The sequence below is a fragment of the Amycolatopsis sp. TRM77291 genome, from assembly GCF_054166285.1.
Genome location: NZ_JBSZHF010000001.1, coordinates 8090609 through 8103228 on the forward strand (window position 1 = coordinate 8090609; position 12620 = coordinate 8103228).

The 12620-nt window shown below is 69.2% G+C and carries 13 protein-coding genes; 10 read left to right on the forward strand and 3 right to left on the reverse strand.

Annotated elements, in window-relative coordinates; genetic code table 11:
• A complete protein-coding gene (locus ACXIZN_RS37945) occupies positions 1–591 on the reverse strand; it encodes a TetR/AcrR family transcriptional regulator (protein WP_457959633.1) in 591 nt (196 codons plus the stop codon).
• Between the two features lie 206 nt (positions 592–797).
• On the opposite strand from ACXIZN_RS37945, the gene ACXIZN_RS37950 reads away from it, so the two are divergent.
• From ACXIZN_RS37950 to ACXIZN_RS37960, 3 genes are read left to right on the forward strand one after another with little or no spacing between them, the layout of a single operon-like run.
• The gene (locus ACXIZN_RS37950; RefSeq protein WP_457959634.1) at positions 798–2297 is read left to right on the forward strand and encodes an MFS transporter; all 1500 of its coding nucleotides are present in this window, start codon (positions 798–800) and stop codon (positions 2295–2297) included.
• Between the two features lie 36 nt (positions 2298–2333).
• A complete protein-coding gene (locus tag ACXIZN_RS37955) occupies positions 2334–4025 on the forward strand; it encodes an SDR family oxidoreductase (RefSeq protein ID WP_457960697.1) in 1692 nt (563 codons plus the stop codon).
• A 17-nt stretch (positions 4026–4042) separates the two neighbouring features.
• Positions 4043–4633 carry a TetR/AcrR family transcriptional regulator gene (locus ACXIZN_RS37960; protein WP_457960698.1) on the forward strand — a complete coding sequence of 197 codons (591 nt, stop codon included), beginning with the start codon at positions 4043–4045 and terminating at the stop codon, positions 4631–4633.
• 51 nt (positions 4634–4684) lie between these two features.
• Here the strand turns inward: ACXIZN_RS37960 and ACXIZN_RS37965 are convergent, their stop codons facing one another.
• Positions 4685–5833, reverse strand: a complete 1149-nt coding sequence (locus ACXIZN_RS37965; RefSeq protein WP_457959635.1) for a citrate synthase 2 — start codon at positions 5831–5833, stop codon at positions 4685–4687.
• A 292-nt stretch (positions 5834–6125) separates the two neighbouring features.
• Here ACXIZN_RS37965 and ACXIZN_RS37970 point away from each other — a divergent pair, with 292 nt between their 5' ends.
• The 6 genes from ACXIZN_RS37970 to ACXIZN_RS37995 are packed head-to-tail and all read left to right on the forward strand — an operon-like array spanning position 6126 to position 10528.
• Positions 6126–6428, forward strand: coding sequence for an urease subunit gamma (locus tag ACXIZN_RS37970; protein WP_037317886.1), 303 nt, complete (start codon positions 6126–6128; stop codon positions 6426–6428).
• A 13-nt stretch (positions 6429–6441) separates the two neighbouring features.
• The gene (locus ACXIZN_RS37975) at positions 6442–6735 is read left to right on the forward strand and encodes an urease subunit beta (protein ID WP_457959636.1); all 294 of its coding nucleotides are present in this window, start codon (positions 6442–6444) and stop codon (positions 6733–6735) included.
• A complete protein-coding gene (locus tag ACXIZN_RS37980) occupies positions 6735–8456 on the forward strand; it encodes an urease subunit alpha (protein WP_457959637.1) in 1722 nt (573 codons plus the stop codon). The genes ACXIZN_RS37975 and ACXIZN_RS37980 overlap by 1 nt, the downstream gene beginning before the upstream one ends.
• Complete coding sequence (locus ACXIZN_RS37985; protein ID WP_457959638.1) at positions 8456–9130, forward strand: urease accessory protein UreF; 675 nt, start codon at positions 8456–8458, stop codon at positions 9128–9130. The genes ACXIZN_RS37980 and ACXIZN_RS37985 overlap by 1 nt, the downstream gene beginning before the upstream one ends.
• Complete coding sequence (ureG, locus tag ACXIZN_RS37990) at positions 9120–9827, forward strand: urease accessory protein UreG (RefSeq protein ID WP_457959639.1); 708 nt, start codon at positions 9120–9122, stop codon at positions 9825–9827. Before ACXIZN_RS37985 ends, ureG begins: the two co-directional genes overlap by 11 nt.
• Positions 9824–10528: an urease accessory protein UreD gene (locus ACXIZN_RS37995; protein WP_457959640.1), complete on the forward strand. Its 705-nt coding sequence runs from the start codon at positions 9824–9826 to the stop codon at positions 10526–10528. Before ureG ends, ACXIZN_RS37995 begins: the two co-directional genes overlap by 4 nt.
• Before the next feature lie 279 nt (positions 10529–10807).
• Here ACXIZN_RS37995 and ACXIZN_RS38000 read toward each other — a convergent pair whose 3' ends face one another.
• Positions 10808–11908, reverse strand: coding sequence for a lipase family protein (locus ACXIZN_RS38000; RefSeq protein ID WP_457959641.1), 1101 nt, complete (start codon positions 11906–11908; stop codon positions 10808–10810).
• 91 nt (positions 11909–11999) lie between these two features.
• Between ACXIZN_RS38000 and ACXIZN_RS38005 the strand changes: the two genes are divergently transcribed.
• Positions 12000–12620: a TetR/AcrR family transcriptional regulator gene (locus ACXIZN_RS38005; protein ID WP_457959642.1), complete on the forward strand. Its 621-nt coding sequence runs from the start codon at positions 12000–12002 to the stop codon at positions 12618–12620.

Sequence of the window (12620 nt, forward strand, 5' to 3'; positions counted from 1 at the left end):
CTAAATGCGGGGAGTCAGGAGCGTGCGTACGGAGGTTTCGAGGGAAGGGAGGAGGGCGGCCGGGTCGGTGGCGGTGAGCATCCGGTTCGCGAAGCCGTCGGTCAGGGCGAGGACGGCGTCGGCCAGGTCGCTCGCCGCGAGGTCGTCTCGCACATGGCCCGCTGCCTGCGCTTTCGAGAGGTACTGGGCGGTGATCTCCACGAGCTCGTCGTAGCCCGTGCGGATGAACTCGGCCCACGACGGCCGGACGGCGGCGCGGGCGGTGAAGGCGTTGATGACGATCACCTCCGCGCGGCGCTGCTCGTCGAGCGGCATCGCCTCGACCAGCAAGCGCAACAGGAGGTCGAGCAGGTCGCCGGACTGGTCGAGGGTGTTCCAGCGCTGCTCCAGGAACTCGCTGGTCATGTCGAGGGCGAAGCGGAACAGGTCTTCCTTGGTGGAGAAGTACTTCTGCACCGCGCCCGCGGACACCCCTGCTTCGACGGCGACCGAGCGCACGCTGACGGCCTCGACGCCTTCGCGCGCGACGATGCGCAGGAGGGCGCCGGCGATTTTGCGGCGACGTTCGGCGCGGTCCACGATCTTCGGCACGGACGCATCCTCCTCTCCCGTGGCGGTTGGACCGCCAGGTCGTCCAACGCACTGAAATCCACACGGTCCCTATCGCGAGGGGTGTGTGGAAATAGAGACGTTGAGCGTCCCTATTTCCACACAGCTCTTACTCTGCGTCACCCCCGCCCCGCTTGCCCGCTCGACGCCCTTTGGAATACAGTCGTATCCGAAAAGGGGGTACTGGGGTGGACGAAGTAGCGCAGAAACGAAGGGCGGAGGAGAACCAGCTCGCCGCCGCGCTGACCAAAGGTCCGGCGGAGGTTCTCGATTTCCTCCTGCCGCTGTGGGTGGGGAGCCAGCTCGGCGCGTCGGCCGCCGAGGTCGGCGCGCTGACGGCGCTGGAGACACTGGTGTCGTTCGTGGCCCGGCCGATCGCGGGTTCCCTCGCGGACCGGTTCGATCGCGGCCGGATCGCGGCCGCCGGTGCGGTCCTCTATGGACTGTCCTTTGTGGTCTACGCGGTGGCACCGGGGATCGGGGTCGCCTATCTGGCCGCGGTTCTCGGCGGCGCGGGCGGCGCGCTGTTCTGGGTCGCGTTGCGGGCCCGCGTGGGGGAGGGGCTCGCGAGGGACGACGGAGCGTTCAGCAAGCTGTTCGCGGCCGAGGGCGGCGGAACGTGGATCGCGTTCGTGGTCGCGCTGACCGCCATCGCCTGGATCGACTACCGGGGCGTGTTCTGGCTCGGCGCGGCGGCGTGCGCGGTGGCCGCGGTGGTCCTGCTGAACGCGAAGTCCGCGCCCGTGCGCGAAGAAGGCGCGCCGCGGCTGCTGCAGCTGGGCAAGCGGATGCGCCCGATGCTCGCGCTCGTCGCGTTGACCGCGATGGCGGAGGCCGGGGTCGCCCTGTTGCTCCTGATGCACCTGCAACGCGGGCATCAGCTGCAACTCGGCGAGATCGCGGCGGTGTTCATCCCCGGCTTCATCGTGTACAGCCTGCTGCCGGACTACCTGCACGGCTTCGTCCGCAAGGTCGGCCGGACGCGGGTGCTCGCACTGGCGATGGTGGCGAGCGCGATCTTCGCCGCAGGGTTGTCCTTCGCGCCGAGTCCGCCGGTGCTCGCGGTCATGTGGGTGCTGTCCGCGGCGGCGTTCGCGGCCGCCATCCCGGTGGAGCAGGCGGTGGTCGCCGAGGCGGCCGGGCTCAGTCTCGGCCGCGCGATGGGGATCTACGAGAGTGCGACGTTACTCGGAGCGACGATCGGCACCTTCGTGGCGGGGCAGCTCTACGGTTCGGACGCCGGGTGGCGCGCCGCCTGCTTCGGCGCGGCGGTGCTCCTGCTCTTCGGATCGTTCGTGGTTCGTGGCGCCGTACGGCGTGTCGGAGTTGCGGAGTTTCCCGTGGAACCACGAAAAACGGTGTCACAAAAGGAAAAGCCGGTAACCCGCACGGACGAGGAGAGTTCGCAAGCGGCCGAATCGGTGACGAAGGAGCCGAACAAGCGCGCGAACCCCCTTCGCAACTGGGCGGCCCATGTCACGGTTTACGTCGTCGCGCAGGCGGCGCTGGCGTTCGCCGGTTACAGCTGGCCCGTCGAAGCGTTGTTCGGCAGTCCTCGCCCCGCCGAGTGGTACTGGAACTCCAGTGGTCACTGGCTGTTGAACATCGGCCGGATCTGGACCTTCGTCCTGGTGATCGACACCTTGTGGACCGTCGGTCGCGTGGTGCTGAAAAAGCGGCCTTATTGACAAGTTGTCTAACATGACAGCATGTCTCACAAGTGGGTGACGGCCAGCGACGGTGTCCGCCTTTCGGTCCGGGTGACCGGCGTCGACGACGCGCCCACGGTGGTGCTCGTCCACGGCTACCCGGACAACGGCTCCATGTGGGACGGCATCGCCGCCCTTTTGGAACGCCGCTACCGGGTCGTCGTCTACGACGTCCGTGGCGCGGGTCGCTCGGACAAGCCGTCGGGACGCGCGTCCTACAAACTGGACCAGCTGTCCGACGACCTGGCCGCGGTCGTCGACGAGGTCCAGCCCGAGGGCAAGGTCCACCTGCTCGCGCACGACTGGGGCTCCATCCAGACCTGGCATTCGGTCACCGGCGAAAAGCTGCGCGGACGGCTCGCGTCGTTCACGTCGATCTCCGGGCCGAGCCTCGATCACGCCGGCGCGTGGTTCCGCGCACAAGTTCGCCCGAGCCCCAGAAGGCTCAAGAACGCGCTCGTCCAAGGGGCGCATTCGACCTACATCCTCGGCTTCCAGATCCCACTGATCCCGCAGCTGCTCTGGCGCACCGGCGCGATGGGTGCGCTGATCGGCCGGATGGATCCGGCGGCCGCAGCGCCGTCCACTTCGGACGGCCTGTACGGGCTCAACCTCTACCGCGCCAACATGTTCACGCGCCTTTCCCGGCCGAGGCCGCGACCGGCCGAAATCCCGGTGCAGGTGCTCGCGCCCACCGGCGACAAATTCGTCACCACGCCGTTGCAGACCGAGATCGAGCGCTGGGCGCCGGACCTCCGGATCCGCCGGATCGTCGGCACGCACTGGGTCGTCCGCGAGAAGCCCCAGGTGATCGCCGACGCCACCGCCGAGCTGATCGACCACGTCGAGGGCGGCGAGGAGAGTCGTGCGCTCAAACAGGCCCGAACCCGAGGGTTCGCAGACAAGCTCGTCGTGGTGACCGGCGCCGGCAGCGGCATCGGCCGCGCGACGGCGCTCGCGTTCGCGGACAAGGGTGCCGACCTGGTCATCACCGACATCAACGGCTCGGCCGCCGCGGAAACCGCGAAACTCCTGCGGGACAAGGGTGTCACCGTCGGCGAGTACACAGTGGACTCGTCCGACGCCGAGGCGGTCGAGAAGTTCGCCCAGCGGGTCAAGGGGGAGTTCGGGGTTCCGGACATCGTCGTCAACAACGCGGGGATCGGCCTGTCCGGGCCGTTCCTCGACACGACGGTCGAGGACTGGGAACGCCTCATCGACGTGAACCTGTGGGGCGTCATCCACGGCTGCCGCGTCTTCGCCGAGCAGATGCGCGAACGGGCCGAAGGCGGCCAGATCGTCAACGTCGCTTCGGCCGCCGCTTATCTGCCGTCGAAGATCCTTTCCGCCTACGCCACCACGAAATCCGCCGTGCTGACCCTGAGCATCTGCCTGCGGGCCGAGCTCGCCGCCGAGAACATCGGCGTCACCGCGATCTGTCCCGGCATCGTGAACACGAACATCACCAGCACCACCCGTTTCGTCGGCGTCGACGAGATCGAGCAGAAGCGGCGCCAGAAGTCGAGCAGCAAGCTGTACGCGAAACGCGGTTTCGGCCCGGAGAAGGTCGCGCGCGACATCCTTCGCGCGGTCGAGAAGGACAAGGCGATCCAGCCGTCGACCCCGGAGGCCAAGGCCGCGCTCGTCCTCTCCCGGCTCACCCCCGGACTGCTGCGGGCCGCGGCGAAACTGGACGTCACCCCGTGACCAGACGCCCACGCCGGATGTCGCCGGAAGCGCGCCGCGAGGACCTGATCCGTGCCGCGCTGGACCTGTTCGGCTCGCGCGCGCCCGAACTCGTCACGGTCGACGACATCATCGCCCGCGCCGAAGTCTCGCGGCCGCTGTTCTACCGCTACTTCTCGAGCCTGCGGGAACTGCAGGTCGAGGCGCTGAAAACGGTCACCGAAGGCCTTATCGACGGCCTGGCCGGGCTGGAGGAAGGGCCGCCCGAAACCCGCCTGCGAGCCGCCGTCCGCGGGCTGATCGACGTCGCCGATCACTACCGGGCGGGTTATGTCGCACTGTTGCGCAGCGGCTCGGTGATCGCGACGTCGGAGACGGACGCGGCGATCGACGAGGTCCGCAACCGCGCCGTCGAGCTCATCCTCGACGCGCTGGGAGTGTCGGAGCCCTCGCCCATGCTCCTGCTGACGTTGCGCTGCTGGACCGCGGTGGTGGAGGGCTCGCTGCTGAGCTGGCTGCAGGAGCGCGCCGTGCCACGCGAAGCCCTGGACGGCTGGCTGGTCGATCAGCTCACGGCCATGCTTTCGGCGACCGCGGCCCACGATTCTTCGGTCCCGCAGCTGCAATGAACGGGCCGTTCCTCGCGGAATTCGCAAGGAACGACCCGTTCATAGCGCGCGTCAGGACTGCTTGACGACCAGGTCCCAGCCTTCGACGTCCTCGGGCTTACGCGGCTCCGGCCCGACGTACTTGGCCGACGGCCGCACCAGGCGCCCGGTCTTCTTCTGCTCCAGGATGTGCGCGGCCCAGCCGGCGGTGCGCGCCGAGCTGAACATCGCGGGCATCATGTGCGGCGGCACCTCGGCGAAGTCCAGGATCACGGCCGCCCAGAACTCGACGTTGGTCTCGATCGGGTGGTCCGGACGCCGCTCGCGCAGCTCCTTCAGCGCCACCTGCTCCAGCTCGGCGGCCGCCTCGTAGCGCGACGCGCCGAGCTCCTGGCACGTGCGGCGCAGCACGCGTGCCCGCGGGTCCTCCGCGCGGTACACACGGTGCCCGAAGCCCATCATCCGTTCCTTGCGGTCCAGGATGCCCTTGACCAGGCCGACCGCGTCGCCGGTCTTCTCGACCTCTTCGATCATCGGCAGCACTCGCGCCGGCGCGCCGCCGTGCAGCGGGCCGGACATGGCGCCGATCGCGCCGGACAGCGCCGCGGCGACGTCGGCGCCGGTCGAGGCGATGACCCGGGCGGTGAAGGTGGAGGCGTTGAGGCCGTGTTCGGCGGCCGAGACCCAGTAGGCGTCGATGGCCTTGACGTGGGCCGGGTCGGGCTCGCCGCGCCAGCGGACCATGAAGCGCTCGGTGATCGACTTCGCCTCGTCGACCCTGGTCTGCGGGACGGCGGGCTGCCCGATACCGCGCGCGGACTGGGCGACGTACGAAAGCGCCATCACCGAGGCGCGGGCCAGCTGGTCGCGCGCTTCGTCGTCGGTGATGTCGAGCAGCGGCCGGTAGCCCCAGATGGGGGCGAGCATGGCCAGCGCGGCCTGGACGTCGACGCGGACGTCACCGGTGTGCACCGGCAGCGGGAACGGCTCGGCGGGCGGTAGCCCGTGGCCGAAGCGGCTGTCGACGAGAAGTCCCCAGACGTCACCGAAGGTCACCTTGCCGGCGAGATCCTCGATGTCGACACCGCGATAGCGCAGCGCGCCACCGTCACGGTCGGGCTCGGCGATTTCGGTCTTGAAGGCGACCACGCCTTCGAGACCGGGTCGGAAACCGTCGTCGACCTGGTCGGACGGCTTGGTGCTGATCGTGGAGGCACTCACTGTGGTGAAACCTTTCGATGCGCATTCCCCGGCTTTGTGTTTCATGCGTGGACGGGTTGCACGCAGCGAAGGCGCGCCTCATCGCACGGATGGACAAACTTTGCTCCACGTCGCGGCGTGGGGCAATCGAAAGATGTGGTGCTTTCGGTCACGATTACGAGAACGATTCAGTGAAATCGGCGCTCGTACGCGAAGAGTTACGGTTCCGTTCACTTTCCGTGTACCGGGTGCCGACGTAAATCCTGTGTTTCGAGAACCGGCGGCGGGCGGTTTCCGGTGATAGACCTTTCCCATGCACCTGAGCCCCCAGGAGCGGGACAAACTGCTCATCCACGTCGCGGCTGACGTAGCGCGCAAACGCCTGGAACGAGGGGTCCTGCTGAACTACCCCGAGGCGGTCGCGCTGATCACCGACCACGTTCTCGAGGGCGCCCGCGACGGCCGGACGGTGAGCGAACTCGTCGCGAGCGGCCGGTCGGTGCTCTCCCGGGCGCAGGTACTGGGCGGAGTGCCGGAAATGGTCGATTCCGTGCAGGTGGAAGCCACTTTTCCGGACGGCACGAAGCTCGTCACCGTGCACGACCCGATCGTCTAGGGAGGGGCCGCGAGTGCGACCAGGGGAGATCATCACCGGCGACGCGCCGGTCGAGCTGAACCCGGGCAGGCCGCGGGTCCGGCTGCTCGTGCGGAACCTCGGCGACCGGCCCGTCCAGGTCGGCTCGCACTACCATTTCGCGGCGGTGAATCCGGGGCTCGAATTCGATCGCGAAGCCGCGCGAGGGCATCGGCTCGACGTGCCCGCGGGGACCTCGGTGCGGTTCGAACCGGGCGTCGAACGCGAAGTCGACCTCGTCCCGCTGGCCGGGAACCGCGTGGTGCCCGGATTGCGGATGGAGTCCTGATGCCGTCGATCGATCGCGAGCGGTACGCCGAACTGTTCGGCCCGACGACCGGCGACCGGCTCCGCCTCGCGGACACCGATCTGCTCGTCGAGGTCACCGAAGACCGCAGTATGGGTCCGTCCGGCAGCGGTGACGAAATGTTGTTCGGCGGCGGCAAGGTCATCCGCGAGTCCATGGGCCAGGGGATGGCGACCCGGGCCGAAGGCGCGCCGGATCTGATCATCACCGGCGCCGTGATCCTGGACCACTGGGGGATCGTCAAGGCCGACGTCGGCGTCCGCGACGGCCGGATCGCCGGCATCGGCAAGGCGGGCAACCCGGACACGATGGACGGCGTTGACCCGGCGCTGGTCGTCGGTCCGTCGACGGAGGTGTTGTCCGGCAACGGGAAGATCCTCACCGCGGGCGGGATCGACTGCCACGTCCACTTCATCTGCCCGCAGCTGACCGAGACCGCGCTGGCGTCCGGGCTCACCACCCTCGTCGGCGGCGGGACCGGACCGGCCGAAGGCAGCAAGGCCACCACCGTCACCCCCGGCGCGTGGAACCTCGGCCGGATGCTGCAGGCGATGGACGGCCAGCCGGTCAACGTCCTGTTGCTGGGCAAGGGGAACACCGTCCGGCACGAGGCACTGCGGGAACAACTCGCCGCCGGCGCGGGCGGTTTCAAACTGCACGAGGACTGGGGCAGCACCCCGGCCGCGATCGACGCCTGCCTCACGGTGGCCGACGAATCCGGTGTCCAGGTGGCGATCCACACCGACACGCTGAACGAGGCGGGTTTCCTGGAGTCCACTGTGGACGCCATCCGTGGCCGCTCGATCAACGCGTACCACACCGAAGGCGCGGGCGGCGGGCACGCGCCGGACATCATCCAGGTCGCCGGGCTGCCCAACATCCTGCCGTCGTCGACGAACCCGACGCGTCCGCACACCGCGAACACCCTCGACGAGCACCTCGACATGCTCGTCGTCTGCCATCACCTGAACCCGTCGGTGCCCGAGGACCTGGCGTTCGCCGAAAGCCGGATCCGGCCGACGACCATCGCGGCCGAGGACGTCCTGCACGATCTCGGCGCGATCTCCATGATGAGCTCGGACTCGCAGGCGATGGGCCGCATCGGCGAGGTGATCATCCGGACCTGGCAGACCGCGCACGTGATGAAACGACGGCGCGGCGCCCTGCCCGGCGACGGCGCGGCCGACAATCTGCGGGCTCGTCGTTATGTCGCCAAATACACGATCAACCCCGCGATCGCGCACGGGATGGACCACGAGATCGGCTCGGTGGAAGTCGGGAAGCTCGCAGATCTCGTGCTGTGGGAGCCGAAGTTCTTCGGGGTCCGGCCGCATGTGGTGCTCAAGGGCGGTTTCCCGGCGTGGGCGGCGATGGGCGACGCGAACGCGTCCATCCCGACGCCGCAACCCGTGCTCGCGCGGCCGATGTTCGGCGCGGCCCCGGTGGTCGCCGCGGCGAGCAGCTTCCATTTCGTGGCACCGGAAGCGCTCGAAAGCGGGGTGGCGGAGCGCTTCGGCATCACGCGGAAGCTCGTGCCGATCGCGAACACGCGCTCGCGGGGCAAGGCCGACATGGTGCTGAACGACGCGACGCCGGACATCCGGGTGGAGCCGGACAGCTTCGCCGTGCACGTCGACGGCGAGCTGATCGAACCGCGGCCGGTGACGGAGTTGCCGATGGCGCAAAGGTATTTCCTCTTCTGATGGATCTCTCCGCGCTCATCCTCGCCGACTCCCGGTTCCCCGGGGGCGGGCACGTCCATTCCGGCGGGCTCGAAGAGGCCGTCACCCGGAAGCTGATCACGCATGAGCGCGACCTGCCGGGTTTCCTCTACGGGCGCCTGCGAACGGCCGGTTCGCTGGCCGCGGTGTTCGCGGCCGCTTCGGCACATGCCGCCGCGCGGAACGTCCAGAGTGGACACTGGGGGCGGCTCGACCTCGAACTCGACGCCAGGACGCCTTCGCTCGCCCAGCGCGAGGCGTCTCGCGCGCAAGGTCGCGGAACCGCTCGGGCGGGAAAGGCGGCGTGGCCGTCGCCGGTGCTTTCGCAGCTCCTGAAGGAAACTCCGCGACCGCACCATCCGGTGATCGTCGGCGCGCTGGTTCGTGCGCCCTTCGATGCCGCTATGGCGGTGGCGTACCTCGCGATCAGCGGGCCCGCGAGCGCGGCCGTGCGGTTGCTCGGGCTCGATCCGTTCGCCGTCAACGCGGTCGTGGCCCGGCTCGCGAACGAGGTCCGGGAAGTTTCCCTGCGTGCGGCCGAGGTCGCGGGCGACGATCCGGCCGATCTCCCGGCGCCGGGTTCACCGGCGCTCGATCTGTTCGCCGAGGCACACGCCCGGCATCACAAGGAAGAGGTGCGTCTCTTTGCCAGCTGAGCATGGTCACGGTCATGGACATGTCCACCCCGTCAACTTCGACCCGACCGCCGCGGAACCCGACCACTACGAGCAGGCGCCGACCGCGGGGCGCGCGTACCGGATCGGGATCGGCGGGCCGGTGGGGAGCGGGAAGACCGCGCTCACCGCGGCGCTGTGCCGGGCGCTCGGCGACGAGTTCAACCTCGCCGTCGTGACGAACGACATCTACACCACCGAGGACGCCGACTTCCTGCGCAAGGCCGGGGTGCTCGACCCGGAGCGGATCGAGGCCGTGCAGACCGGCGCGTGCCCGCACACCGCGATCCGCGACGACATCACCGCGAACCTCGACGCCGTCGAACGGCTGGAGGAGCGCTTCCCGGGGCTGGATCTGGTGATCATCGAAAGCGGCGGGGACAACCTCACCGCGGTGTTCAGCCGGGGACTCGCCGACAGCCAGGTGTTCGTGGTCGACGTCGCCGGTGGCGACAAGGTGCCGCGCAAGGGCGGGCCGGGTGTCACGACGGCGGATCTGCTGGTGATCAACAAGATCGACATCGCGCATCTGGTCGGCGCGGACATGGACGTGATGACCTCGGACGCGCACCGGATGCGGGGTGAGCTGCCGGTGATCACGCAGTCCCTTGTGGACACCCCGAACGCACCGGCGGTCGCGGACTGGGTCCGCTCGCTGCTCCCGGTCCGCGCGGGGTGAAGGCGCACGCGCGGCTGACCGCCTGCTTCGATGGCGGCCGGACCGTACTGCGTGAGCTGCGCTCGATGGCGCCGCTCACGCTCCTGCCCAAGCGGGGCGCCGGCGCGAAGGCGGTGGTGCATCTGGTCAATTCGGCGACCTCGCCGTTGGGCGGCGACGAGCTGAAGCTGACCATCCGCGTCGGCGCCGGGGCCGCGTTGCGACTTTCCGGTGTCGCGGCGACGATCGCGCTTCCCGGCCTGCGCGGGGAGGGGAGTTCATCCCTTGTGGACATTGTCGTGGAGGACGGTGGGTCGCTGGAGTATCTGCCGGAGCCGACCGTGGTGACCGCTCGCGCGCGGCACGCCGCCGAGTTCCGGGCCGCCGTGGCGGCTGATGCGTACCTGCATACGCGGGAGGTGCTGGTGCTCGGGCGTGCGGGTGAGCGGCCGGGGTCTTTGGTGACCACGCAACATGTCGTGCGGGGAGCCGTTCCGGTGTTGCGGCAGACGCTGGTGATCGGTGACTCCACTTTGGACTCCAGCCTCGCGCATCTGGCGGGCAGGCGGGTGCTGGCGACCGATCTGGTCGTGGGCGGTCCTTCGCTGCCCGCCGCCTCGGGTGAGTGGTGGTCGCGTACGCCTTTGGCCGCCGGTGGGACGCTCACGACTTCTTTGGCGCCGGACGCGGTGACCGCGCTTCGGGTGTTCGACACTGTCTGATGCCGGTCGTGTTTGGACGACACGTGTGATCAGACGGACGACACGTGTGACTGGACGGACGGCACGCGGGCGAGACCCGGCCTCGGCCGTGTCGTCCCTTCAATCACGCGTGCGGCCGCGGGGCGCTAGCATCGCTAGAAAACCTAGCGGTACTAAAGGTCCCTTGCTCCCCTCAGGAGGGGCTGGTGGGGCTCGTGTGACGGTGGCAAGCGTTGCGAAAGCCACTTTCGCAACCTTCAAGGTTGCGAAAGTGGCTTTCGCGTCATCCCCGGGGGCTCGTCAGAACTTGGTGCCCAGCCAGGTCATCGCGACGGGGCCGCCCGCCGAGACGCCACCGATGTGTTCCAGCAGCGGGAACTCCTGCCAGGTGACGTCGGCGCCGAGGGCGCGGTAGCGGTCACGCAGGCCCTGGCCGACCGAAAGCGGGATCAGTTCGTCCAGCGAAGCGTGGTACAGGAAGACCGGCGCGCCGGGTTTGGTCTTGCCCGCCAGGTTCTCGCCGAGCCTGGCCTGCCAGCGCGGGTCCGACGAAACGTTCGGCACGGTCGTGAAGTCGTTGAGCCGCGCGAAAGGCGCCGCCGCGCCGAGTTCGACGGTGCACGCTTCCTTGGCCTTCGCGACGGCCCGCTCGCCCTTCGCGTTGAGCACCTCGTTGAACGGCAGTTCCGGATACGCGGTCGCGTAGCCGACGGCGGCACCGAGCACGAGGCCGAACGCGGGCCCGCCGTCGTTGAACTTCAGGACCGCGTTCAGATCCGCCGGGACACCGCCTTCCGCGACGCCGACCAGGTTGACGTCCGGCGCGTAGGACGGCTGCAGTTCGCCGGCGAAAGCCGCGGCTTGACCTCCTTGCGAGTAACCGAAAACGCCGACCGGACCGGTCTTGGAGAGGCCCGCTTCAGGGATCCGGGAAGCGGCCCGGGCGGCGTCCAGGACGGCCCGGCCTTCGGACTGGCCGACGGCGTAGGTGTGCGTGCCCGGGGTGCCGAGACCCTCGTAGTCGGTCACGACGACCGCCCAGCCGCGCGAAAGCGCTTGGCTCATCAGGAGGACTTCGTTCTCCGACCCGTTCGTCAGCCGGGTCGACGGCGCGCAGCGGTCGCCGAGGCCGTGCGTGCCGACGGCGTAGCTGACCAGCGGGCGGGCGCCCTTCGTCCACGGCGTGTGCGGGACCAGCAAGATGCCCGAAACCGTGTTCGGCTGCCCCGTCGCCGAGGTCGAGCGGTAGTGGAGTTTCCAGGCCTTCGCCGGGGCGGTGGCGATGACGGGTTTGTAGTCGACCAGATCCCCTGGGGCGCTCGGCGCGGCTTGCGCGGCCGGGGCCCCGATCAGGGTGGCGGTGAGAGCTGCGACCAGAACTGTCCGAAGCGCCAGACGCATTACAGCCTCCAGTTTGGTAATCGAGATTTTCGCAATGTAGGCGCTGTTGCTAGCATCTGGCAATCCCTGTTACCGAATCGGGGGAGGTCGAGTGGCCCGCACCTACGGCGGGGTCGCGCCCGAGCAACGGCGCGCCGAACGGCGTGAACGCCTGCTCCTGGCGGCCCTGGACCTGTTCACGTCGACGGGCTACCGGCAGGCGAAGATCACCGAGTTGTGCACCCGCGCGGGCGTTTCGACGCGGAACTTCTACGAGGAGTTCGAGAGCAAGGAGAAGGTGCTGCTCACCCTGCACGAGCGCATCAACGCGCTCGCGCTGGAGCACGTCACCGGCACCCTGGAGACGCTGGAAGGCGCCGACGCGGTCACCCGGATCGGGACACTGCTGGACGTCTTCGTCAGCACGGTCACCTCGGATCCCCGGATGCCGCGGCTGAACTACGTCGAGGCCGTCGGCGTCAGCGCCGCTTTGGAGGCGCAGCACCAGGAATGGGTCGACCGGTGGGCCGCGTTCATCGAAACCGAGGCCCGGCACGCCGCCGCGCACGGAGTCGCACCGGATCGCGACTACCGGCTGACGGCGATCGCGCTCGTCGGCGCGGCGACCGGTCTGCTGCGCGAGTGGCAGGCGCACACCCCGCCGCTCCCGGTCGCCGACGTCGCCGCCGAACTCCGTGCCCTGATGCTCGCCGCGATCACCCGGCCCGCCTGA